The sequence below is a fragment of the Pseudomonas sp. YuFO20 genome, assembly GCF_035064975.1.
Classification (GTDB): Bacteria; Pseudomonadota; Gammaproteobacteria; order Pseudomonadales; family Pseudomonadaceae; genus Aquipseudomonas; species Aquipseudomonas putida_AE.
This window is the reverse complement of the sequence record NZ_JAXDEO010000062.1, coordinates 4,438-30,964: the sequence shown is the minus strand read 5'-3', so window position 1 is coordinate 30,964 and position 26,527 is coordinate 4,438. Positions and strand designations below refer to the sequence as shown.

General features: G+C 63.8%; 5 protein-coding genes. 2 read left to right on the top strand and 3 right to left on the bottom strand.

Annotated elements, in window-relative coordinates; translation table 11 throughout:
- Positions 1-2,031: hypothetical protein (locus SOP85_RS26250; protein WP_323628725.1), on the top strand; the 2,031-nt coding region annotated here is incomplete at its 5' end.
- 3 nt (positions 2,032-2,034) lie between these two features.
- Positions 2,035-2,451 carry a hypothetical protein gene (locus SOP85_RS26245; RefSeq protein WP_323628724.1) on the top strand — a complete coding sequence of 139 codons (417 nt, stop codon included), beginning with the start codon at positions 2,035-2,037 and terminating at the stop codon, positions 2,449-2,451.
- A 75-nt stretch (positions 2,452-2,526) separates the two neighbouring features.
- On the opposite strand, the gene SOP85_RS26240 is transcribed toward SOP85_RS26245, so the two are convergent.
- From SOP85_RS26240 to SOP85_RS26230, 3 genes are all read right to left on the bottom strand, one after another.
- Complete coding sequence (locus tag SOP85_RS26240; RefSeq protein ID WP_323628723.1) at positions 2,527-3,483, bottom strand: alpha/beta hydrolase; 957 nt, start codon at positions 3,481-3,483, stop codon at positions 2,527-2,529.
- 302 nt (positions 3,484-3,785) lie between these two features.
- Entirely contained in the window at positions 3,786-15,542 is an 11,757-nt protein-coding gene (locus SOP85_RS26235) for a non-ribosomal peptide synthase/polyketide synthase (RefSeq protein ID WP_323628722.1), read from the bottom strand.
- Positions 15,542-26,527: a non-ribosomal peptide synthetase gene (locus SOP85_RS26230; RefSeq protein WP_323628721.1), complete on the bottom strand. Its 10,986-nt coding sequence runs from the start codon at positions 26,525-26,527 to the stop codon at positions 15,542-15,544. Before SOP85_RS26230 ends, SOP85_RS26235 begins: the two co-directional genes overlap by 1 nt.

Below are 26,527 nucleotides of genomic sequence, written 5' to 3'. Positions count from 1 at the left end.
GATCCGCACCCCGACGATCCCGAACAACGCGGCCTGCACGTTTATTACCGCCCCCGGTCCGGCAAGGTCGCCGACTTCCTGCCCCGCGGCGCCGAGGTGGTCATCAGCGGCCAGGGCGATTACCGCCGCCTGAAAAACCGCCTGGGCCCGGCCAGCCTGAGCAACGACGACGGTTCGCTGCGCGGTTACCTCGCCTCCCGATATCTGCAGTCGCAGGTTGCAGGCGAGCATCGCATCGAAACGAGGGGAGACGAGCTCAACGTGCGCCCCGAAGCGAGCCTGCGCAACGAGGCGATCAGCACGCTGCCCAATGGCACGGTTGTCACCGTCAGCGGTGAAGGCGATTTTCGCAAACTGGAACGGGTCCCGCAGTACGTACAGTTCGCGGCGCTGCAAAGCGTGTTGGAACCGCTGGCGACGGATCAGATCGTGGTCCTCGACACCCCCGTCGCGATCCAGGCCGGCGCGCTGATCGGCCACCTCGGCGATTATCACAGCGAAGGGGCGGAACGACCGGAAAAAAAGCTGCATCTGGAAACGTTCAGCGAAGAAGACGTGGAAGTCTTCATCAAGGACAGTCGGGCTTGGGCCCAACGCCTGCCAGCGCGCGAGCGGACCTGGCTGAAACTGGCCAAAGGCACCGCCGTGGTCGCGCATCGCGACGGCGCGAGCGCCACGCGCTGGCCGGTGCCGAGCGAGACCGATCCGGTCAGCGACGCCGACCTGTTGATCCCCAAAAGCCTGCTTGAGGGCCTGTCAGCCGACAACAAGATTTCCGTGCGTGCTACCCCCGACCGAAAGGCCATCAACTGGTACCGCCTCGATGGCCTGCTCCACAACGCCGCCGGCAATCTGCTTAACGGCTGGGTCCGTGAAGACGTGGCCGTCACGCCCTGGGTCAGTCCCTGGGACTGGGAAGGCCACCAAGTCCTGCACGACTACGGCCGGCCGATCCATGCCATGGCCTCGTTCATGCGCAGCATGCGTCACTTCAGCGAGGCACAACTGGAACGCTACCGCTCCTTGGCCGACGACGAAGATCAGGGACCGATCAGGAGCCGCTTGTTCGACATCATCGACCCCAACCGCGTCGGCCAGATCACTGCAGAAGAATTGCAAGCAGCGCTCAGATTGCCGGCGCAGGCGCAAGCAATCGCGCAGATGATCATCCGCAAGGAAAGCGAATGGTTTCACCGGGCACATGTCTGGGATGTACTGGATGAAATGCTCGGGCATAGCGGCTCGACCCCGCACTTGAACTGGCTGGCGGAGAAGCAGCGGATCAAGGAGCTCAGTTGGTGGGAAGAGGTGGCGGAGAAGGTGGGGCTGCCATCGTGGGGGAAGGCGTATCACTTTCATCCGGTTGGATTGGTTGCTAGTTTCTGTTCCGCTGTCGACGAGAACGACATAAGTTGGTTAACCGTACCCTTTGGTCAGCTTACTTTCGATGTCGAAGGTAATGACATCGAAGATCCTTCCCACGCGGGACATCGTTATTTTAGTCGGAAAATTCATTGGCCCGGCGGTGCGTCTGGAGTAACGATTGGGAGAGGATACGACCTCGGACAACGTCCCTCGCCAGAAAAGGACTTGTTATCTGTGGGTATAACTGAGCCTTTATTTGGCTGGTTAATTGGCGCCAAGGGACTTAAAGGTCAAGCAGCTCAAAATTACATGGATAGCGCAAACCCTGAAATAAAATCAACATTCATATCTCGAAAGCAGCAATACGATCTATTCCTTCCAGTGTATAAATTTATGAAGGATGAAATATTGAGAATTTCACGAAAAGAGGATGTTGCAAAAATATATGGCGATCTAAGATGGGAAGCATTAAATAAAAAAATAAAGGACATATCTATAGATCTAATTTATCGTGGAGACTACACAGGCGAGACCAGAAAAATAATACAGCTATTCATGACTGAAAATAATATCGCTGGTTTCTCAGAAGCCATTTGCAATCGTGAAAACTGGTCTACTGTTCCGAACGACAGATTCAACAAACGAGCCAATTACATAAGGAGCTAATAAATGGTACGTTTAGGACTGGCGTCTTTTTTAATTTTATTTTCATTCAGCTTTGCAAAAGCCGAAATTACTAATTACTCAAATGCTTCAGAGGTAAGGTCTGGAAGAAGTGGAGGCGTACTTGTCCGCTACATCAAAACCTTTGAAGACGGATGCTTGGCGGTCGAGATTATAAAAATCAATGGCGGACTAGCAGTTCTGGACGGACAGAATATTTGCAGCTTTCAAGGAAAACCTTTTTCGACAGGATTTGCTTACGCTGGCTTCCAGGACATTACTTTTGAAGAAGATGGGATTCACTTGAATTTGAGTATCACACCGCTAGAACCCATAGGAGAGCAGTTACGAAAATGCTGGATTCCTATCGAAAGCGGAAAATTGAGCAGCCTTGAGTGTTCCAGTCCTATCAAACAACATTGATCGGTTATATGAAATATAAGAGGAGTCGAGTCAACCGCCATTTTTATTCAGGAATGGCGGTTACTTCATTTCACATCACAACCACGACCGCACCCACCTCGCCATCTCCCGGTGAATCCCTTCCACCTCCCCCAACAACCCCGCCATGCGCAGAAAGTCATGAGTCATACCCGTCTGCTCCAACAACGTCACCTCATTCCCCGCCGCCCGCAAACGCTCGGCATACTCAAGCCCTTCGTCATGCAACGGGTCATAACCGGCCAGGTACACCAGTGCCGGGGCCAAACCCGACAAATCCTCGGCCAGCAGCGGCGAGCAGCGCCAGTCGGCCAGGTCCTGGGGGGTGCGGGCGTAGTGGGTGTAGAACCAGTCAAGGGTCGGGGTTTCCAGCAGGTAGCCCTCGGCAAAATCCCGGTGTGAGGCGCGGTGGGTGGTGGCGTCGGTGACGGGGTATGCCAGCAGTTGCGCCTTGGGTTTCAGCGCGAGTTCCTGTGGGTCGCGAACAGAGATGATCGACAGCACTGTGGCCAGTGTTGCACCGACGCTGTCGCCGGCCAGGGCCACCCGTGTGGCGTCCAGGCGGCGGGTTGCGCCTTCGCGTAGCAGCCAGTTGCCGGCGTCGCAGGCGTCCTGTACCGGAGTCGGGAAGCGCCATTCTGGGGCCAGGCGATAATCCACGGTCAGCACGGCGAAACCACCCTGCGCTGCCAGGCGACGGCACAGTGCGTCGTGGGAGTCGAGGCTGCCGACCACGTAGCCGCCGCCGTGGAAATAGAGCATCACTGGTTGCAGGGCTTCGACGGCTTGGCCGTTGCGATACAGGCGTGCGGCGAGGCTGTGGCCGTCGCGGGCGGGGATGGTGAAGTTTTCGCAGGCGATATTGGCCAGCGGTGTATCGAGGAAGCTTGAGGAGGCTTCGAAGTCGATCCGTGCCTGTTGCGGGGTCTGTTCGTGCATGGGGCGACTTTTGCCGGTCAGGCGGCCAAACTCGGCGAGTTCGAGGAAAGCTTCAAGTTCTGGCAGTACGGCCATGGGAGGGATCCTTTACGCAAGAAAGTAGAAAATCTTGTAGTAAACGCGGTCCCCTGTAGGAGCTGGCTTGCCAGCGATGGATTCGAATACGCCGCGTGTATCCAGAAAGCACGCGTTATCGTTAGCGACCATCGCTGGCAAGCCAGCTCCCACAGGGGGCGTGTTTTAGCCAACAAACACGCGTTATCGTTGGTGACCATCGCTGGCAAGCCAGCTCCTACAGGGGGTGTGTTTATCCAACAAGCACGCGTTATCGTTGGCGACCATCGCTGGCAAGCCAGCTCCTACAGGGGGCGGTGTTGTCAGGCGGTGGTTGGGGTGCGCTCCAGTAGGTGTTCGAGGTCGTCGAGCAATTCGTCGCTGCGTAGCAGCTCGTAGTGGCCGCCGGCCAACAAGCGATCAATGCCGTGATTGCCGACCTGGGCTTCGAACACCCGGCGTTCGTCCTCGCGTCCGGCTACCCACCAGCGATGGGCCGAGACCTGAATTTTCGGTAGTTGTCGCTGCGACAGCGCAAGCTGTTTGAGCGACGAACCGGTAGCGAAGATCTGCGTCAGTTCACTGGCACCCAACGCCGCGTGGCCATTGGCGCCGTGCATGGCTGCTTCGATCACTGCGGTGGCGCCTTCGCGTTCGTTCAGGCCTGTGGTTTTCGAGGCAATCAAGGCCTGTGCTTCTACAGACGGTTGACCGAGGACAAACTTAAGGAAGTCCGCCAGGTCTTCGCGCCAGTCCCCCGCTTCCGCCGTCCCCGCCACATAAGTGTCGACCAGCCCGGCGAACGCCACCGTCTGCCCCTGGCGTTCCAGTTCATGGGCGACCAGTTGCGTCAATGCGCCACCCAGCGACCACCCGAGCAAGTAGTACGGCCCTTGCGGCTGTTGTGTGCGGATTCGCTGGGCATAGGCCTGGGCCATGGCCAGCAGCGACTCGTCCTGCCACTGCGGGTCGAGCAGCATGCGGCATTGCAGGCCGTACACCGTGCGCCGGCCTTCGAGTCGACGGGCCAGCGGCTCGTAGTCGAACACCGTGCCGAAACCGGCGTGCAGGCAGAACAGCGCCGGCACGTTGCTGACCCGGCCATTCAGCGCCAGTAGCGGGTCCGGCGCTTGTGCAGGTTCCGCCACCTGATAGCCGCTGAGTTCGGCGATGCAGGGTTTCTGCATCAGGTCGCGCAGTTTCAATTCGAAGCCCAGTTGCGGCTGGCTGCGCACCCGCGAGATGACCTTGAGCACCTGCAATGAGTCGCCGCCGAGTTCAAAGAAGTTGTCGTCGATGCCCACTTGCGGCACGCCCAGCACCTCTTGCCAGATCGTCGCCAGTGCGCTTTCCAGGGCGTTGCGCGGCGCGCGGTAGCCGCCCAGCGCCCACTCCGGCACAGGCAGTGCGCGACGGTCGAGCTTGCCGTTGGCCGACAGCGGGAAGCGCTCCAGCACCAGGATCCGTGCCGGCACCATGTAGTCAGGCATCTGCGCTTGCAGATCGGCCTTCAAGCGTCGATCCAGTCCGGTGGCAGCAGCGGCCACCACATAACCGACCAACTGTTTGCCGGTCGGCGTGTCGTGCACCACCACGGCGGCATCCTGCACAGCGGCGCAGTCACGCAGACGGGCTTCGATCTCGCCCAGCTCGATACGGAAACCACGGATCTTCACTTGCTGGTCGAGCCGGCCGAGGTAGTCGATCAAGCCGCATTCGCGCTGGCGCACCAGGTCGCCGGTGCGGTACATGCGGCCACCGGCCTCGAACGGATCGGGAATGAAACGCTCGGCGCTCATGCCCGGCCGCTGGTGATAACCCCGCGCCAGGCATTCGCCGCCCAGGTACAACTCGCCGCTGACACCCACCGGCAACGGATTGAGGTCGGCGTCGAGGATGTACAGGCCACGGCCCGCCACGCCACGGCCAATCGGCGCATAGGCCGCCTCGCAGGTTTCGCTGGCTTCGGCACGCCACAGCAGTGGTGTAACCACGGTTTCGGTCGGGCCGTAGCCGTTGACCAGGCGCTGCGGGCGCAAGGTGCGCTTGACCTGTTCGAAGCTGGCATCCGGCACCGCATCGCCGCCAAAGCAGTACACCTCGACCGCCGGCGGATTGCCCAGGCGCTCGGCTACTTCGGCCATCTGTTGCAGGTACGCCGGCGGGAAGCAGGCGACGCTGACGCTGTGGCGATGCAGCACCTCCAGGGTATGTTCCGGGGTCCACAGGCTGTCTTCGCGGATCACCAGGCTTCCGCCGGCCAACAGCACACTCAGCCAGCGCTCCTGGGCACCGTCGAAGGCGAACGACATGAAGTGCAGTTCACGGCTGCGTGGCGCCAGTTCGTAGAGGTCGATGATGCCGCGGCAATGCCGGGCAATCGGCCCACGTTCCACCGCGACGCCCTTGGGTTGGCCGGTGGAGCCGGAGGTGTAGATCAGGTACGCCAGGTGTCCTGGCAGTGGTTCGAGAACCGGGCACTGGGTGCTGCCCACAACGCTCAGTTGATCGAGCAACAGGCGTGGCGGGCTGTCAGCCAAGGCCAGGCGATCACCCAGGTCGCTGTCGCACAGCAACAGGCTGGCGGCCGAATCGCTGAGCATGTACGCCAGGCGTTCAACCGGATAAGACAGGTCCAGCGGCAGATACGCCGCACCGGCCTTGAGCACGGCCAGGAACGCGACGATGGTGCGTTCCGAGCGGGGCAAGGCCACCGCGACCATGCTTTCCGCACCGATGCCGCGGGCGATCAACTGATGAGCCAGCGCATTGGCCTGGGCTTCAAGATCGGCGTAGCTGACTTCGCGATCCTCGCAGAACAAGGCCACTTTCTGCGGCTGGTTGCGCACATGCTGATTGAAGCTGTGCAGCAGATCGGCGTTGTCGCTGGAGGCTTGCGGCAAACTCAGGCGCGCTTGCGGCAGGCCGATGTTGCCCAGCAGGCAGTCCGCATCCTCTGGCAGAGCGCGCAGCAAACCTTCCATCTGCGCACGAATCCGCTCCACTTCCTGCTCACTGAAGCGATCACGCAGGTACAGGTATTCGACTTCCAGACCTTCATCGTTGGCACTGACCATCAGGTCCATCGGGAAGTTGGTGACGCCGCCGCTGCCGACTTCGGCAAAGCGCAGCTCGCCTTCCTCGCCACCACGCAAGGCACGGTCCACCGGATGGTTTTCGAACACGATGATGCTGTCGAACAGACCCTGGCCACCCTGCCCGGCCCAGCGCTGGACGTCGGACAAGGGCGTGTGTTCGTAGTCGCGCACGGCCAGGTTGTAATCCTGCAGGTCACGCAGCCACTCTCCCAGCGGCTGTTGCGGGTCGAGGGTCTGGATCACCGGTAAGGTGTTGATGAACAGGCCGAGCATGTCCTGCGCACCGGCCAGCCCCGTCGGCCGCCCCGCCACCGTGGCGCCGAACGCCACGCTGCGTTGGCCGCTGTGGCGTTGCAGCAACAACAGCCAGGCGCCTTGCACCAAAGTGTTGAGGGTGACGCGCTGACGCTTGGCGAAGCTGTGCAGCTTGCGTGTCGCCTGGGCGTCGAGGTCGCTGTACATCACGCCGTGGCCGGAGCCTGTGGCACCCGATGCCGTGGCCAGGATGGTCGGAGCCTCGAGCGACGCCAGGCGCTCACGCCAGAAGCTTTCTGCCTGTGCCTCGTCCTGGCGTTGCAGCCAGGCGATGTAGTCGGCGTAACGTCCGGTCAGCGCCGGCAGGCTGTCGTGGTGGTACAGGCGCAGCATTTCGCCCAGCAGGCGCGAAGCGCTCCAGCCGTCCAGCAGCAGGTGATGGTAGATCCAGATCATCTGGTAGCGATCTTCACCCAGGCGCACCAGTACAAAGCGCATCAGCGGCGGGCAGCTCAGGTCGAAACCCTTGGCCTGTTCGGCGGCCGCCAGTTCACTCAGCGCCTGCTCGGTGTCGCTGCGCTCACGCCAGTCGAGTTCTTCGATGGGCAACTCGACGCTGGCAAACACCGCCTGCAGCGGATCGGCCAGGCCATCGCGCCAGCGGAACGCGGCGCGCAGCACTTCATGGCGCTCGATCAAGGCTTGCCAGGCTGCGCGGAATCGCGGCACCTGCAAGCCGTCAACCGCCACGCTCAACTGGTTGACGTAGGGGTTGAGCTGCGGCGATTCGAGGCAGTGGAACAGCATGCCCTGCTGCATCGGCGACAGCGGATACAGGTCTTGCAAGCCTTCGCGGGCGGCGAGATCGATGTGCGGCACCAAGGCAAACGCCTCGACTGTCGGCGCTTCGACCAACGCCGTTTCACGACGGATCGCCACCGCGGCCAGTGCACGAATGGTCTGCTGCTCGAACAACTGCTTGGGACTGAACACCAGTCCACGCTGCCCGGCACGGCTCACCGCCTGCAGCGAGATGATCGAGTCACCGCCCAGTTCAAAGAAGTTTTCGGTGACGCCCACCGAGTCCAGGCCCAGCAGTTCCTGCCAGATTTCCACCAGCAGTGCTTCCGCCGGCGACGCGGCGGCCACCTGGTCGAGGCTCTGACGTGATGCCTCCGGTGCCGGCAAGCCCTGACGATCGAGCTTGCCGTTCGGCGTCAGCGGCAATGCCGCCAGGCACATCAAGTGCGCCGGCAACATGTGCGCCGGCAGACGGCTGCGCAGGTGTGCGGTCAGTGCTTCATGCAGGTCCTGCTCGTTGGCCAGCGGATCGCGCGGCACCACGTAGCCGACCAGTTGACGGCTCACCGGACCTTCGCGGTCGATGACGAAGGCTTCACGCACGCCTTCGTGCTCCATCAGGCAGGCTTCGATTTCGCCCAGCTCGATGCGGAAGCCGCGAATCTTCACTTGCTGGTCGATACGGCCGAGGTATTCGACCACGCCATCGGCACGGAACCGCGCCAGGTCGCCACTGCGGTACAGGCGCGCCCCTGGCACGAACGGGTCCGGTACGAAACGCTCGGCGGTGAGGTCAGGACGTTGGTGATAACCCCGGGCAACGCCCTCGCCGCCCAGGTACAACTCGCCCGCCACGCCGACCGGCAACGGCTGCAAGCCGCCGTCGAGAATGTAGGCGCTGCGGTTGCCGACCGGCCGGCCGATCGGCATGAACGCCGAGTCGAATTCGGTATCCGGATAGGCCAGCCAGATCAGCGGCGTAATCACCGTTTCGGTCGGGCCATAGCCATTGATCAGACGCTTGGGTTGCAGCACTTGCTGCACCTCGTCGAAGGCATGCTTGGCCATGCCTTCACCGCAAGGGGTGTAGGAACGGATCGGCAGATCGCGCCCGGCTTCGCCCATGTAGTCGGCGATCTGTGCCAGGTAACTCGGGGTGAAGCAGGCGATGGTGATGCCGTGTTTTTCGATCTCGGCGCAGGTGCGCTCCACGCTCCACAACTCGTCGTCGCGGGGCATCACCGCCGAACCGAACACCAGCGGCGTCAGCCAGCGCTCGTGGGCGCCGTCGAAACTGATCGAGGCGAATTGCAGTTCGCGGTCGTCCGGGGTCATGCCGTACAACTCGCCGATCGACAGGCAATGCATGGCCAAAGGACCGTGGGCCACGCTGACGCCTTTCGGCCGGCCGGTGGAGCCCGAGGTGTAGATCAGGTAGGCGAGGTTTTCGCCGCAGGTCAGGTTGACCGGGTTGCTGTCCGCCATGAATTCCAGCGGCTCGCGGTCGATTTCCAGCACCGCCAGGCCTTCGGGCAATGGCAGTTTTTCCCGCAGCCAGGATTGGCTGATCAGCAGGGAAATGCCGCTGTCGTCCATCAGGTAGCGCAGGCGCTCCGCGGGGTAGGCCGGGTCCAGCGGCACATAGGCGCCGCCGGCCTTGAGGATCGCCAGCAGGCCGATGATCATCTCCGGCGAGCGTTGCATGGCCAGGCCGACCCGCACTTCCGGGCCGATGCCGCGCCCGCGCAAGTGGTGGGCCAGGCGGTTGGCGCGGCGGTTGAGCTGGTCGAAGCTCAGCTCCAGTTCGTTGAAGATCAACGCCGTGGCGTCAGGCCGGAGAACGGCCTGGGCCTCGATCAGTTGATGCACGCACAGTGGGTTTTCCTGCATGGTGAACGGCGGGTTCCATTCCAGCAATTGCTGGGTGCGCTCCGGCGCGGTCAGCAGGTCCAGCTCACTCAAAGCGGCCTGAGGCGCAGCGACCATCGCCGCCAGCAGTGCGGCCAGATGTTCACTCATGCGCGCAATGGCAGTGCTGCTGAAATGGCTGCACTGGTAGCTCCAGTTTAGGCTGAGTTGGTTTTCGGCGGTGGCCGCCAGGGTCAGCGGGAAGTTGGTGCGCTCATGGTTCTGCGGAATCGAGAAGCTCAACCCGGCCGGTGCGCCCTGTTGCAAGGCTTCGGCCACCGGGAAGTTTTCGAACACCAGCAGGCTGTCGAACAGCGGCTCTCCGGCGCGCCCGGCCCAGCGCTGAATGTCACCCAGGGCGGTGAATTCGTGCTCGCGCAGCTCGAGGTTTTGCGCCTGCAAGCGCGTCAGCCATTGCCCGACGCTTTCGAGAGCATCCGGGCTGCTGATCACCGGCAAAGTGTTGATGAACAGGCCGAGCTGGCTTTCGGCCCCAGGCAAATCCACCGGGCGACCGGCCACGGTGGCGCCGAATGCCACGCTGCGTTGGCCGCTGTAGCGTTGCAACAGCAGTGCCCAGGCGCCTTGCACCAGGGTGTTGAGGGTCACTTTTTGCTGGCGGGCGAAGTCGCTGAAGCGCTTGCTGGTGGCGACGTCGAAGGTCTGGTGGTGGTCGGCAAAGCCTGCGTCCGCCTTGCTGGCGACATTGGCGAGGCTCTGGGCCAACAACGTCGGGTTGTCGAGGGATGCCAGTTGCTCGCGCCAGAACAGTTCGTCAGCTTGCGCATCCTGACGTTGCAGCCAACCGATGTAGTCGGCGAAACGCCCGGTCGGCGCCTGAACCTCCTGCCTCGCATAACGCTGCAGGACTTCGCTCAGCAGCAGCGAGTTACTCCAGCCGTCGAGCAACAGGTGATGGTGGGTGTAGATCAGTTGCTGACGCGCGTCGTCCAGGCGCACCAGGGTCAGGCGCATCAGTGGCGCCCGGGTCGAATCCAGTTGCAGGCGTTCGCTGGCGATCAGTTGCGCCAGCGCCTCGGCCTGATCATCGCGGCCGCGCCAGTCGAGGCAGGTCATCGGCAATTGCAGATGACGATGCACCAGTTGCACCGGTGCCTCGAAACCTTCAGGGAAGTGGAAGCTGCTGCGCAGGATCGCGTGGCTGTCGAGCACGGCTTGCCAGGCGCGGCCCAGGCGTTCGGCATCGAGACCGCGAGCCTCGACGCTGAGCTGGTTCACGTAGGCGCCGGAATCCGACTCGTACAGGCTGTGGAACAACAAGCCGGCCTGCATCGGCGACAGCGGATACACATCTTCGATCTGCGCCGGCGGCACTGGCAGGCCATCGAGTTGCGCCTGGGTCAGTCGCGCCAGCGGGAAGTCCGCCGGGGTCACGCCGCCCGCGCCCTCGCTCAGGCAATGCTCGATCAGCGCCAGGAGTTCAGCGCGAAAACCAGCAGCCAGGGCTTCGATCTCGCCCAGGTCGAAGCATTCGCGGCTGAAGGTCCAGTCGAGTTTCAGTTCTCCGCCATAAACTTGTCCGTCCACTGACAACCAGTTCGCCAAGGGTGCGTCCGCCGATTGCGCAGCTCCGCTGGACTCACTTGAAGGCGTGAACAGCGCGTCCTCGGCAAAGCTCTGGTCGAACTGGCCGAGGTAGTTGAAGGTCACCCGTGCTTGCGGCAATGCAGCCAAAGCCGCTTGGGTCGTGGCATCGCCCATGTAGCGCAAAAGCCCATAGCCCAGGCCTTTGCCGGGGATGTCCCGCAGTTGCTGCTTGATCGCCTTGATCGAGCCGCCGAGGTCGGCCGTCGGCGTCAGGCGCACCGGGAACAGGCTGGAGAACCAGCCGACGGTGCGGGTCAGGTCGATGTCGTCGAACAGCTCTTCGCGGCCATGGCCTTCGAGCTGGATCAGCGCCGATTCCTGGCCGGTCCAGCGGCTGAGGGTGCGAGTCAGCGCGGTGAGCAGCAGGTCGTTGACCTGGGTGCGGTAGATCGCCGGAGCCTGTTGCAACAGCTGACGGGTTTGTTCGCGGTCCAGACCGATGCTCACGCCCTGGCGCAGATGCCCGGCCTGGCTTGCTTGCGCGTTGGCCGCTGGCAGCGAATCGCTGGCGCCAGTCAGTTGAGCCTGCCACCAGTTCAGTTCGTCGGTGGCGGTTTCGCAGCGTGCGTAGGTGTCGAGTTTTTCCGCCCAAGCCTGGAAAGCGCTGGTCTTCGGCGGCAGTTCTTCGCCTTGATACGCGGCCTGCAAATCTTCCAGCAACACCCGCCACGAAACACCGTCCACCGCCAAGTGGTGGATCACCAACAACAAGCGTTGCGAGCCGTCAGCCTGGGCGATCAGCGCCACGCGCAGCAGCGGCCCATCCTGCAGACTGAGGCTGCGCTGGGCTTCGTCGCACACCGATTCGAGCGACGCATCGCTGGCGACGCGGGCAGTCCAGAGCATGTCGATGACATCGGCACTGTCGGCACCGACATAGCGCGCCGACCATTGGCCGTCGACCTGACTGAAACGCAAGCGCAGGGCATCGTGCTGCTTGAGCAGCCGTTGCAGGGCACCTTGCAGGCGCGGCAGCTCAAGGGTTTCGCGCGGCGTCAGCAACACCGCCTGGTTCCAGTGGGCACGCTGCGGGATCGGTTCTTCGAAGAACCAGCGCTGGATCGGTGTGAGGGTTTGCACGCCGTCTACCGGACCTTGTTGCGCCACCGGGGCGGCCTGCTCTTTCACCACTGCGGCCAGCGCTTGCAGGGTCTGCTGCTGGAACAGGTCGCGCGGTTGCAGGCTCAGGCCGGCCCGGCGGGCGCGGCTGACCACCTGGATCGAAATGATCGAGTCACCACCCAGTTCGAAGAAGTTATCCTGGCGCCCGACCGGCTCCACGCCCAGCACGTCCTGCCAGATCTGCGCCAGCACGCGCTCGTGTTCAGTGCGTGGCGCTTCGAATGCACGCTGGCTGACCTGCGCGGTCGGTGCCGGCAGGCGCTTGCGCTCGAGTTTGCCGTTGGGGCTCAGTGGCATCTGTTCGATCAGCACGGTCTGCGCCGGCACCATGTAGTCCGGCAGGCTGCCGAGCAGATGGCTTTTCAGGGTTTCGCGCCAGGCGCCTTGTTGCGCCGCATCGGCGTCTAGCAACGCACGATCCTGCGGCACGATGTAGGCCACCAGTTGCTTGCCGCTCGGGCCGTCCAGGGCCAGCACCACGGCTTCCTGCACGTCGGCGTGTTCTTGCAGGCGCGCTTCGATCTCCCCCAGTTCGATGCGCAGGCCGCGAATCTTCACCTGGTGGTCGATCCGCCCGCAGTAGTCGATGGCGCCATCGGCGCGGTAGCGCGCCAGGTCACCGGTGCGGTACAGGCGCTCGCCGCTGCCGAACGGGTCGACCACGAAACGCTCGGCGGTCAGCGCACCACGGCGGTGATAACCCCGCGCCAGGCCGACGCCACCGAGGTACAACTCACCCACCGCGCCCAGCGGCAAGGGTTGTAGTTCACTGTCGAGGATAAAGGTGCGCAGGTTGGCGATCGGTCGGCCGATCGGCACGCTGTCGCGGCCCTCTTCTACACAGGTCCAGTGGGTCACGTCGATGGCCGCTTCGGTCGGGCCATACAGGTTGTACAGGTTGGCCTGCGGCAGGCTGCGCAGGGTCTGGCGTTGCAGCTCCATCGGCAGCGCTTCGCCGCTGCAGATGATGCGGGTCAGGGAGGTGCAGGCCAAGGCTTCGTCGGCAGCAATGAACGCCGAGAGCATCGACGGCACGAAGTGCAGCGTGGTGATCGCCTGCTCGACGATCAGCGCGGCGAGGCGTTGCGGATCGCGATGCTCACCCGGGGCGGCGATCACCAGGGTGGCGCCTTTCATCAGCGGCCAGAAAAACTCCCACACCGACACGTCGAAACTGAACGGGGTTTTCTGCAGCACGCGGTCCGTGGGCCGCAAGTCATAGGCGGCCTGCATCCACTCGATGCGGTTGTGCAGCGCCACGTGGCGGTTGCCGGCGCCCTTGGGTTTGCCGGTGGAACCGGAGGTGTAGATCATGTAGGCGAGGTTTTCCGCCACCGCCAGGTTCGGCAGATCGCTGCCTGGCAAGTCGCTCAACCAGTCGGCATCGGCGTGCAGGCACAGGGTGCGCACGGTGTCCGGCGTCGGCAGTTGCGTCAGCAGGTGTTCCTGGGTCAGCAGCAGTGTTATGCCGCTGTCTTCGATCATGTAGTTCAAGCGATCGAGCGGGTATTCCGGATCCAGTGGCACGTAGGCACCGCCGGCCTTGAGGATCGCCAGCAGCCCGACGACCATTTCCAGCGAACGGTCGCAGGCGATGCCGACGATCACTTCCGGGCCGACACCCTGGGTGCGCAAGTGGTGGGCCAGGCGGTTGGCGCGCAGGTTCAACTCGGCATAGCTCAGGGACTGGCCCTGGAACACCAGCGCCGTCGCCTGAGGATTTTCCAGCACCCGTGCTTCGAAATGCCGTTGTACACAGACTTCGCCCGGATAGACCTGAGCGGTGTCGTTGAGGTCGTCGAGCATGCGCAGGCGCTCGTCGGCCTCCAGCAACGGCAATTCGGCCAACGGGGTTTGCGGGTTTGCCAGCACCCCGGCCAGCAAGTTGCGCCAATGCCGGGCCAGGTGCTCGATGCGCTCGGCATCGAACAGGTCGGTGGCGTAGGTCAGGCTGGCGAACAATTGGTCGCCCTGTTCCTGGGTGTCCAGTTGCAGATCGAATTGCGTGGTGTGCGCCGTGGCGTTCAACGCCTCCACACGCAGGCCGGCCAGCAAGCCGCTGACGGCGGCGGGCTTGGCCTGCTGGTGGTTGAACATCACCTGGAACAGCGGGCTGTGGCTGAGGCTGCGTTCGCCTTGCAGCGCCTGCACCAGGCGCTCGAATGGTAGGTCCTGATAATCCTGGGCATCCAGGGCAAAGGCGCGGGTCTGGTCGAGCAACTGAGTGAACGGCAGGCGCCCGTCGAGTTCGGCGCGCATCACCTGGGTGTTGACGAAGAAGCCGATCAGGCCACGGGTCTCGGCGCGATTACGGTTGCCGATCGGCACGCCGATGCGCAGGTCGGCCTGACCGCTGTAGCGATAGAGCAAGGCCTGGAAACTGGCCAGCAGCAGCATGAACGGCGTGACGCCGCGCTGTTTGGCCAGGGCCATCAGGCCGGATGAGAGCGTGGCGTCCAGGGCGAAATCCAGACGCGCACCGCGCTGGCTCGGTTGTGCAGGACGCGGGCGATCGGTCGGCAATTCCAGCAGCGGCTGTTCGCTGCCGAGCTTGCCACGCCACCAATCGAGTTGGCGTTCAAGCTCGCCGGCTTCCATCCAGCGTCGCTGCCACGCAGCGTAGTCCGAATACTCGATTGGCAACGCTTGCAGCTGTGCGCTGCGGCCCTGGCAATGGGCGGCATACAGCTGGGAAAACTCCTCCACCAACACGCCCATCGACCAGCCGTCGGTGACGATGTGGTGCAGGGTCAGCACCAGCACATGGTCATTAAAATCCAGCTGCAACAGGCTGACGCGCAACAGCGGGCCGTGTTGCAGATCGAACGGTCGGGCGATTTCCTGCTCGACTTTTTGCATCGCCAATTCGAGGCGCTGCGCCTCAGGCCCGCCGCTCAGATCGTGCTGCTCGATGGGGAGCGTGGTGAACGTGGCCAAGGTCTGCAGCACCTGGCCGTCATCCTCGACGAATCGGCTGCGCAGGCTCTGATGCCGCTCCAGCAAAACATCAAAACTCTGCTGCAACGCCGCGACATTCAGCGGGCCTTGGAGACGCAGGGCCGCGGGAATGTTGTAGGCACTGCTCTGCGGGTCGAGCTGCCAGAGGAACCACTGGCGCTGCTGCGCATAGGACAGCTCGAACGACGATTGCAGCGCGGCGGCAGGCGGGATCGGCAGTTGGCCGAAGCTCACGCCCTGCTCCTGCATTTTGCTCAGAAACTCGCGGCGCTTGTCGGCAGGCAGGCCAGCGAAGCGGGTGGCGATACGCGAGGCGGTGCTGTGTTCCATCAGTTGATCTCCATCTCGTCCAGCAGCGACTCAAGCGCATCCAGACGGGCATCGTTGTCAGTCGGGGCTTGTTGCCCGGCGGTGGCGGCATAAGCCTGAAGGTCGTTGCTTTCGAACAGCGCGCGCAGTGGCAGCTCGATGCCCAGTTCCAGTTCCACACGGGCACTGGCCTGGGCGGCGAGCAACGAATGCCCGCCCAATTCAAAGAAGTTGTCGCGCCGGCCGATCTGCGCCACGCCCAGCACCTCGGCCCAGATCGCTGCCAGTTGCTGTTCGAGCTCGCCCTCGGGGGCCTCGAACGGTCGTTGCCAGTCCTCGGCATCCGGTAGCGGCAAGGCCCTGCGGTCGAGCTTGCCGTTGCTGGTCAGCGGCAAGGCATCGAGCAATAGCCAGTGGCTGGGCACCATGTAGTCCGGCAGGTCGACCTTGAGCGCGGCGCGCAGGTTGTCGCGCCAGTTGATCGGATCGTGCGGGGTTTGCTCGGCGACGACGTAGGCGCACAGCTGTGGCCCGCTGTCGCCGGCATGCACGCTCAGCACCGCCTGGCGCACGCCCGGTTGCGCCAGCAGCGCGGCTTCGATCTCGCCCAGTTCGATGCGGAACCCGCGGATCTTTACTTGCTGGTCGATGCGACCGAGGTAATCGATGCTGCCGTCGGCACGCTGGCGCGCCAGGTCGCCGCTGCGATACAGGCGTTGCGCGGCGTCGAACGGGCTCGGCACAAAGCGCTCGGCGGTCAGGCCGAAACGCCCGTGATAACCCCGCGCCAGGCCGGCTCCGGCGATGTACAGCTCGCCCGCCACGCCCACTGGTACCGGTTGCAACTGGCTGTCGAGCAGGTACCAGCGCAGGTCACGGATCGGCAGGCCGATCGGGCTCTGGGCCTTGCCGTCGAGGTCGGCCAGGCGGATCGCGCGGTAGGTCACGTGCACCGTGGTTTCGGTGATGCCGTACATGTTGACCAGGGTCGGTTGCTGGTCGCCAAAGCGTTCGAACCAGGGACGCAGGCTGGCCACTTCCAGGGCTTCGCCACCGAAAATCACCTGGCGCAACGCCAGTTGGCGCGGGCTGGCGCAGGCGATCGGCAGCAACTGGCGGAAGGCCGTCGGGGTCTGGTTCAACACCGTCACCCCTTCATCGCAAAGCAGGCGGTGGAACTCCTGGGGCTCGCGGCTGATGTAATACGGCACGATCACCAGGCGCCCGCCGGTGCACAGCGAGCCAAACAGCTCCCACACCGAGAAATCGAAGGCATAGGAGTGGAACAGGGTCCAGACATCGTCTGCGCCGAAGTTGAACTCGGCCGCGGTGGCCGTGAGCAGGCGCCCGACGTTGCCATGGCTGAGCAAGGCGCCCTTGGGCCGGCCAGTGGAGCCGGAGGTGTAGATCACGTAGGCGAGATTGTCCGGGGTCGTCGCCAATGGCGCCAGGTTGTCGTCGCTGTAGGCGTCCAGTTGCAACGCCGCCAGGTCCAGGACCTGCACGCCGTCGCGGGCCGGCAAGCCATCGATCAGGTGAGCCTGGGTCAACAGCAACGCGATCCCACTGTCATCGATCATGTAGCTCAGGCGCTCGGCCGGGTATTGCGGATCGAGCGGCACGTAGGCGCCACCGGCCTTGAGAATCGCCAGCAAGCCGACCACCAGCGGCACCGCCCGCTCGGTGGCGATACCCACCCGCACTTCGGGGCCGACACCCTGCTCACGCAGGTGGCGCGCCAGGCGGTTGGCCTGGGCGTTGAGCGCCGCGTAGCTCAGCTGCTCGCCTTCACAGGACAGTGCGATGGCGTCCGGGCGTTGCGCGGCCTGGGCTTCGAACAGCTGATGCAGAGTTGGCGATGGCGCTTGCGCCTCGAACGCCGGGTTCCAGTGCTGGATCAACGCCTGCTGTTGCGGCGCTTGCAGCAACGGCAATTCAGCGACACGCTGCTGCGGATCGGCAACCACCGCGCGCAACAGGTTCAGCCACTGCTCGGCGAAGCGCTGCATCGAGGCCTCGTCGTACAGGTCAGTGGCGTAGCTGAGGTTGGCGGCCAGCGTGTCGCCCTGCTCCTGGGTATCGAGCACCAGATCGAACTGCGCGGTGTGTTGCTGCCAGTGCAAACGCTCCACCTGCAGGCCGGCGACCTTGCGCTCGACACTCGCGCCCATTTGCTGCTGGTGGTTGTAGAGCACCTGGAACAAGGGGCTGTGATTGAGGCTGCGATCCGGTTGCAGGGCATCCACCAGTTGCTCGAACGGCAGGTCCTGATGCGCCTGGGCGTTGAGCGCGACCTGCCTGACCTGTTGCAGCAAGGTGCTGAACGGTTGCTGCCCGTCGATCTCGGCACGCAGCACCTGGGTATTGATGAAGAAGCCGATCAGGCCTTCGGTTTCCAGGCGCGAACGACCGGCACTCGGCACGCCGACGCTGATGCTCGACTGCCCGCTCTGGCGGTGCAGCAAGGTCTGGAAACTGGCCAGCAACAGCATGAACAGCGTCACTTGCTGGTGCTGTGCGCGCTCGCGCAAACCGGCCAGCAGTGGGCGATCGACGTTCAGCGTCAGACTGGCGCCGCGTTCGCTGCGGCGAGCCGGACGGGTCAGTTCACTCGGCAATTCCAGCGGCGCCTGGCTGCCCGCCAGTTGTTCGCGCCACCACGCCAGTTGCCGCGCGCCCTCGCCGGCTTCCAGCCAGTCGCGCTGCCAACGAGCGTAGTCGCTGTAGTTCACCGGCAGACTCGAGAGGTTGGCTGCACTGCCTTCGACAGCCGCCTGATACAACGCGCTGAATTCATCGACCATGACCTGCATCGACCAGCCATCGGCGGCGATGTGGTGCACGGTGAGCACCAGCACATGCTCCTCGGCGCTGACTTGCAGCAGCAATGCGCGCCACAGCGGACCGTTGCGCAGGTCGAACGGCCGGGCGATTTCTTCGGCAACGGCGGCCTCGACCGACGACTCGTCGAGCTGCCGTTCGCTGAAGTGCAACGCCAGTTCCGTGCGCAGCAATGGACGCGCCTGCTGACCGTCCTGTTCGAAGGTGGTGCGCAGGGTCTGGTGCCGGGCCTGCAATTGCAGGAAGGCTTCGCGCAGGGCCTGGCGGTTCAGTGGTCCCTTGAGGCGCAAGGCCGCCGGAATGTTGTAGGCGCTGCTCTGTGGGTCCAGTTGCCAGAGAATCCACTGGCGCTGTTGGGCGTAGGACAGAATCGGCGCCTGATCATCGGCTGCACGTTGCAAGGTCGGCTGAGCGCTGGTTTCGGCAAGCATTGCACGCTCGGCAAATTCCGCCAGATTCGTGGCGGAGAACAGGCTGCTCACCGACAGTTCGATGTTCAGTTGCTGGCGAACCCGCGAGATCACTTGCAGCACCAGCAACGAATGGCCGCCCAACTCGAAGAAGTTGTCGTCGCGACTTACCTGCTCGACCTGCAACACGTCCTGCCAGACCTGCGCCAGTTGCGTTTCCAGGCCTTCGGCCGGGGCCATGAAGGCACGTTGTGCAGCGCCGGCCTCAGCACGCGGCAAGGCCTTGCGGTCGAGTTTGCCGTTATTGTTGAGCGGCAATTTCGCCAGCAGGATCAGATGGCTCGGCACCATGTATTCCGGCAGCGACTGGCGCATGACGGCCTTGAGCCCTTCCAGATAGTCGGCCTCGGAAACCACCGCGCCGCTGGCGACGATGTACGCCACCAGTTGCGTGCCATCCTGGGCGATGACCGCCGCTTCGCGTACCTCGTCCCGGGCTTGCAGACAGGCTTCGATCTCGCCCATCTCGATGCGGAAACCGCGAATTTTCACCTGATGGTCGATGCGCCCGACGTATTCCAGATCACCGCTGGCGTTGTAGCGCGCCAGGTCGCCGCTTCGGTACAGGCGCGCGCCCGGTTCGCGGGCGAAGGGGTCCGGGAGGAAACGTTCGGCAGTCAGCGCCGGACGGTCGAAATAACTTAGCGCCAGGCAGGCCGGCGCGCCGATGCACAATTCGCCGACGCCATCGGCGGGCAGCAACTGACCAGCCGCATCCAGCACATAGAGCGCACGACCGGCGATGGCACGACCGATCGGGATGCCGAACGCATCGCTGGCATCCTCCAGGCGGCACTCATGCACGCTGGACACCACCGTCGCTTCGGTCGGCCCGTAGGTGTTGAGCAGGCGCACGTGACCCAGACCAGCCTGATGCCACAGGCGCAGTCCTTCTACCGACATGGCCTCGCCGCCGACGTGCACCTGACGCAGAGCGCCAAAGTTACGCACCGCACCGCTGGCACATTCACCGGCCAGCAGGAACCAGTAGGCGGCGGGCAAGTCGGCCACGGTCACACCTTGCTCGACGATCTGTGCAGCCAGTCGACCGGCGTCCCACAGGTCATCGCCACGCATGATCAGTGCCGCGCCGACGCACAGGGTCGGGAAGCATTGCTCGACGAAGCCGTCGAAGCTGAAGGTGGCGAATTGCAGTACGCGATCTTCTTTCGTCAACCTCGAATAATCGGCGGCGGTCTGGCAGAACTCGCGTAAAGCGTCGTGGGCGATGGCCACGCCTTTGGGTTGGCCGGTGGAGCCGGAGGTGTAGATGATGTAGGCCAGGTCTGCGGCGACGGCGTGGTTCTGCGGATTGCCTTGTGGATAACCGGCGCTGTCGTCGAGGCGCAGGCGTGCCAGCCCCGTCGGCAGCGGCAGGTCTTCCAGCAGGCCAGGCTCGCACAGCAGCACGTCAAGACGGCTGTCGTCGACCATGTAGGCCAGGCGTTCAGCCGGGTATTTCGGGTCCAGTGGCACATAGGCCGCGCCGCTTTTCAGCACCGCCAGCAGGCTGACGATCAACTGCGGGCCGCGACGCAGCGCCAGGCCGACACGCTTGCCGGGGCCGGCTCCGTTTTCGATCAGGCGATGGGCCAGGCGGTTGGCCTGGGCATTGAGTTCGCCGTAGCTCAGGCTCCGGCCGTCGACCTGCAATGCCAGCGCATCCGGAGTCGAGGCGGCTTGATCGGCGATGCGTTCATGGACCAGAAGCACTGTGGATAACTCAACCGAGGCCGGTTGGCTGATGGCGAGTACCGCGTTCTTGCCTTCGGCATCGAGCAGTTCCAGCGCACCCAGCGCCGCGTCTGGTGAAGCCACCAATTGCGTCAGCAGATGCTGCAAATTGGCCGACAGTTGAGCGACTTGAGCGGCACTGAAGCGCGCAGCGTCGTAGCTGAAATCCAGGCTCAGGGCTTCGCCCAACTCGACGCCAAGCGTCAGTGGATAATGGGTGCGCTCGTGGTTATGCAAATTGCCGAACGACAACCCCGCCGGTGCGCCCTGCTTCAGCGCCTGGGCAACGGGGAAGTTTTCGAACACCAGCAAACTGTCGAACAATGCCGAGCCCTGCTGCCCCGCCCAACCCTGAATGTCATACAGCGGCACATGCTCGAACTCGCGCATGGCCAGGTTCAGGCCTTGCAACTCGCCGAGCCACTGGCTGACGGTCTGGTCCGGCTTCATCGCGCACACCAGCGGCAGGGTGTTGATGAACAGCCCGAGCTGCTCTTCGATCCCCGGCAGCGGCGCCGAACGCCCGGCCACGGTGGCGCCGAACACCACGCAGTCCTGGCCGGTGTAGCGCTGCAACAACAGGCTCCAGGCCGCCTGCAGCACGGTGTTGAGGGTGACTTTCTGCTGCCGCGCGAACTCGGCCAGACGCTGGGTCGCGCGTGGGTCGATGGTCACGCGACATTCCTCGCTGCCTGCGCCCCCGACGGGAGGACGCAAGGCTTCGGCCAGCAGCGTTGGCGCATCAAGCGGTGCCAGTGCGGCTTTCCAGAATTGTTCGCCAGCGACCGTCGATTGCTGCTGCAACCAGCCCAGGTAATCGCGGTACTGCCCCGTCGGTGCCGGCAGCGCATGCCCGGCGGCATAGTGCTGGATGACTTCGGCGAGCAACTGCGCGTTGCTCCAGCCGTCCATCAGGATGTGATGGCTGGTGTAGATCAGGTGCCAGGTATCAGCGCCGGTGCGCACCAGCTTCAAGCGCAACAGCGGTGCCGTGCCCAATTCGAAACCTTGCGCGCGTTCGGCATCGGCCAGGGCGTCGGTATCGGTCGCTTCCAGCACTTGCAGCGGCAACGTCACCTGACGGGTTATCGCCTGATGCGCTACGTCCAGGCCTTGCCAGTGGAAGCTGCTGCGCAGGATGTCGTGACGCTCGACCGCGGCCTGCCAGGAGCGGGTGAAGCGCTCGCAGTCCAGGCCACCGATGTCCAGGCGCAGCTGACTGATGTAGGCGCCGACTTGCGACTCGTACAGGGTGTGAAAGAGCATGCCCTGCTGCATTGGCGACAGCGGGTACAGGTCCTCGAGCGCCGCGACGTTGATCGGTAAAACATCGAGCTGCGCCTGATCGACCCGCGCCAACGGGAAGTCTGACGGAGTGGCCTGGGGTGCTGGCAGCGAGCAGCAGTGATCGATCAACGCGTTGAGCTCCAGCGCGTAGTCGTCCGCCAGACCCTGGATGGTCGCGGTGTCGAACATCTCGCGGCTGAAGCCCCAGCTCAGGGACAGCTCGCCGCCATAGACCTGACCTTCGACCACCAGCCAATTGCCCAGGGTTGCCGCCGGGTCCTGAGCCATGCCGTTGCCTTCGGTGGACGGGGTGAACAACGCCCCCTCATCGAACTGACGGTCGAACTGTCCCAGGTAGTTGAAGGTGATGCGCGGTTGCGCCAGCGCCGCCAGTTCGGCGCGAACCTCAGGTGTGCCGAGGTAGCGCATCGCGCCGTAGCCCAGGCCTTTGTCCGGGACTTTGCGCAGTTGCTCCTTGATGGATTTGATCGATGCGCCGAGCTCAAGGGCGGGTGTCAGGTTGACCGGGAACAGGCTGGTGAACCAGCCGACGCTGCGGGTCAGGTCGATGTCGTCGAACAGGTCTTCGCGACCATGGCCTTCGAGCTGGATCAGCGTGCTGCCCTGCCCGCTCCAGCGGCAAACGGTGCGGGCCAGGGCGGTCAGCAGCAGGTCGTTGACCTGGGTACGGTAGGCCGCCGGGGCCAGTTGCAGCAGCTTGCGGGTTTGCTCGGTGTCGAGCTTGAGTTCGAGTTTTTCTTCGAAACGGTTTTCCAGCGCGCCGTTCGGGCGCTCGCACGGCAGGTCTTTTGGCGCGTGTTGCAGTTCGGCCTGCCAGTGGCCGAGGCTGTGCTCGAAGGCTGGTATATGCGCCTGCAAGCGCGCGACCCAACGCTGATAGGTGCTGGTTTTGGCCGGCGCGCTGCCGCCGTTGTAGAAGTGCTGCAGATCTTCCAGCAGTACGCGCCAGGACACGCCGTCCACCGCCAGGTGGTGGATCACCAGCAGCAAACGTTCAGAGCCGTCGGCCATCGCCACCCACAGTGCGCGCAGCAACGGGCCATTGTGCAAGTCGAGACTGCGCTGGGCGTCGTCGCACAAAGCGTTGAGCTGCTCGACCGATTGCGCCTGACGCTGCCACAGCACCGACTCCGTAGTCGGCGCGTCGTAGGTTTGCTGCCAAGCATTTTCTACCTGTGCATAACGCAGGCGCAGGCTGTCGTGTTGGGTCAGCAATTGTTCCAGGGCGCGCTCCAGCGCTGCGACGTTCAACGGCTCGCGCGGCACCAGCAACAGCGACTGGTTCCAGTGCTGACGCTCGGGGATGTTTTGTTCGAAGAACCATTGTTGCACTGGCGCCAACGCTACTGCGCCAACCGCAGGGCCTTGGTCGATCTGCGATTGCTCGCCACTGCGAGCCGCCTGGGCGAGGCTGCGGATGGTCTGGTGCTGGAAGAGATCCTTGGGGCTGAGCACGATGCCGGCCTGGCGCGCGCGGCTGACCACCTGCATGGAGACGATGGAGTCGCCGCCCAGTTCGAAGAAATTGTCTTGCAGGCCGACGTTGTCGATGGCCAGCACGTCCTGCCAGATCGCGGCGAGGGATTTCTCCAGCTCGCTGCGTGGCGCGACGTGTTCGCGTTGCTGCTGGCTGCCATCCACCGCTGGCAAGGCCTTGCGGTCGAGCTTGCCGTTGGGGGTCAGCGGCAGTTGTCCGAGGAACAACAGGAACGCCGGGACCATGTAGTCCGGCAGGTGCTGGCGCAGCGCTGCTTTCAGGGATTCACGCAGGGTCGCTTGCGCGTCGGGGTCGTCCAGCAACGCCGAATCGTTCGGCACGATGTAGGCCACCAGTTGCTGACCGCTGGCGCCGTCCTGGGCCAGCACCGCCAGTTCGCGCACGCCACCCTGCTGCAACAGCCGCGCTTCGATTTCCCCCAGCTCGATACGGAAGCCACGGACCTTGACCTGATGGTCGATACGGCCGACGTATTGCAGGGTGCCGTCGGCCTGATAGCGGGTCAGGTCGCCGGTGCGATACAGGCGATCGCCAGTGCTGGAAAACGGATTGGGTACATATTTTTCAGCGGTCAGGCCCGGCCGTGCGAGGTAACCACGGGTGATGCCCGTGCCGCTCAGGTACAACTCGGCGCACACGCGTTGGGGCACCGGTTGCAGTTCGGCATCGAGCAGATAGCTGGCGGTGTGCTTGAGCGGGCGGCCGATATTGGCGTGGCCACCGGCTTCGCGGCGGGTCCAGGTGGAATAGGTGGTGTCTTCCGACGGGCCATACAGATCGTAGACATGCTCGACCGTCGGCTGCTGGTACAGAGCCTCCACCAGGCTTTGCTTGAGCGGCTCACCGGCCAGGTTGATGATGCGCACGCTCGACGGGATCTGCCCGTCGCGCTGCAGTGCGTTGATCGCCGATGGCACGGTGTTGATCAGGCGTACCCGATCCCGCGCCGGCAGTTGCGGCAACTCCAGGGCGTTGCGGGCGATGATCAGCGAGCCACCGTTGGCCAGGGTGACGAACAGCTCCCACACCGACAGGTCGAAGCACACCGAAGTCGACGCCAGTACACCCTGGATGTCCTCGCGGCTGTACACCGATCCGGACCAGTCGATCAGCGCCATCACGTTACGATGGGCAATCGCCACGCCCTTGGGCTTGCCGGTGGAACCGGAGGTGTAGATCACGTAGGCCAGGTTGTCCGGGGTGACGCGGGTGACCGGGGCGCTTTGCGGGTAGGCGGCGAGCGACTGGATCTCGTCCATCAGCAGGACTTGAGTGTCTGCGCTCACACTCAACGATTCGGCGACGGCCTGCTGTGTGATCAGCACGAGCGCGCGACTGTCCTCGAGCATGTAGGCGACGCGCTCGGCCGGGTAATCCGGGTCCAACGGTACGTAGGCGCCGCCAGCCTTGAGGACCGCCAGCAAGGCCACCAACAGTTGCTCGGAACGCTGCATGGCCACACCGACCCGCACTTCCGGGCCGACGCCGAGCTCAATCAGCTTGTGGGCCAGGCGATTGGCTTGCTGGTCGAGTTCGTTGTAGGTCAGTTGCTTGTCCGCAAAGGTCACGGCCAATGCATCAGGGCTTGTAGCCACTTGCTGGCTGATCATCTGATGAATGCACAGGTCCTGCGGGGCGCTGTCATCAGCGCGGTTCCAGTCGTGGACGATGCGCTGATACTCGGCCTGTTCCAGCAACGGCAAATCGCTGATGCGCTGCTGCGAATCACTGACCATGCCTTGCAGCAACCGTGTCCAGTGCTGCGCCATGCGCGCGATGGTCGCGGCGTCGAACAGGTCGTTGGCGTAGGTCAGTGCCGCGTGGAGCTTGCCGCCCTTTTCATAGGTGTCCAGTGTGAGGTCGAACTGCGTGGTGCGCCCTTGCCACTCGATCATGCCCAGCGCCAGGCCGGACGCCGTGGTGACTGTGGAGATATCCGCGACCTGCGGCTGATGGTTGTACATCACCTGGAACAGCGGGGTGTGGCTGAGGCTGCGTTCCAGTTTCAAGGCTTCGACGAGGCGCTCGAACGGCAGGTCCTGGTGAGCCTGGGCGCCCAGCGCGGTTTCCTTGATGCGCCGCAGCAGTTCGTCGACCCGGGTCTGCCCGTCCAGTTGCGTGCGCAGCACCTGGGTGTTGACGAAGAAGCCGATCAGGCCTTCGATTTCGGCGCGGTTGCGGTTGGCGATCGGCACGCCGACGCGCAGGTCGGTCTGCCCGGTGTAGCGGTGCAGCAGCACGTTGAAGGCGCCGAGCAGCAGCATGAACAGAGTGATGTTGTGTTTTTGCGCGGTGGCCCGCAGTTGCTCGGCCAGTTGCCCGTCCACGGCGAATTCGTAGCGGGTGCCGCGATAGCTTGGCATCGCCGGGCGCGGGTGATCGAGGGGCAGTTCCAGCACCGGATGCTCGTCGCCCAGTTGCGCTTGCCAGTAGTCGAGTTGGCGCGCCTGCTCGCCGGCCTCCAGCCAGCGGCGCTGCCACAGGGCGTAGTCGCTGTACTGGATCGGCAAGGGCGCCAGTTGCGGTAACGTGCCGGCATCGAAGGCGTCGTAGCAGCGGACGAACTCGTCGATCAGCACGTTCATCGACCAGCCGTCGGACACGATGTGGTGCAGGGTCAGCAGCAGGACGTGTTCCTGTTCGGCCAGCTTGAGCAAGGTGACGCGCAGCAACGGACCGACGCCCAGATCGAACGGCAGCACCGATTGCTGCTCGGCGGCTTCGGCCACGGCCTGCTCGCGCTCGCTGGCCGGCAAGGCGCTGAAGTCCACGTGATCGATCACCAACGACGCGGTGGCCGGCACTTGCAGCAGGGTGTCGTCGGCCTGGGGGACAAATACCGTGCGCAAGGTTTCGTGACGCGCCACCAGGCTGGCGAATGCCTGTTCCAGCGCCGCCAGGTTCAGACGACCAGTCAGGCGCACCGCACCCGGCAAATTGTAGGCGCCGCTTTGCGGATCAAGCCGCCAGAGAAACCACATGCGTCGCTGGGCGTACGACAGCGCCTGGCGATCCTCGGCAAGGGCCCCGGCCGGAATCGGAAACCGGGCGAAATCCACGCCCTCCTTGTGCAAGGCCGCAAGGAACAGCTGGCGCTTTTCCAAGGGCAACCCGATAAACCGGCGAGCAAGTTTCAAGGAGTCTTCAGCATTCAT

What these genes read in the sequence shown, in the direction of transcription:
- SOP85_RS26245 (WP_323628724.1), top strand. Translation starts at nt 2,035, where the DNA reads ATGGTACGTTTAGGACTGGCGTCTTTTTTAATTTTATTTTCATTCAGC.
- SOP85_RS26240 (WP_323628723.1), bottom strand. Translation starts at nt 3,483, where the DNA reads ATGGCCGTACTGCCAGAACTTGAAGCTTTCCTCGAACTCGCCGAGTTT.
- SOP85_RS26235 (WP_323628722.1), bottom strand. Translation starts at nt 15,542, where the DNA reads ATGGAACACAGCACCGCCTCGCGTATCGCCACCCGCTTCGCTGGCCTG.
- SOP85_RS26230 (WP_323628721.1), bottom strand. Translation starts at nt 26,527, where the DNA reads ATGAATGCTGAAGACTCCTTGAAACTTGCTCGCCGGTTTATCGGGTTG.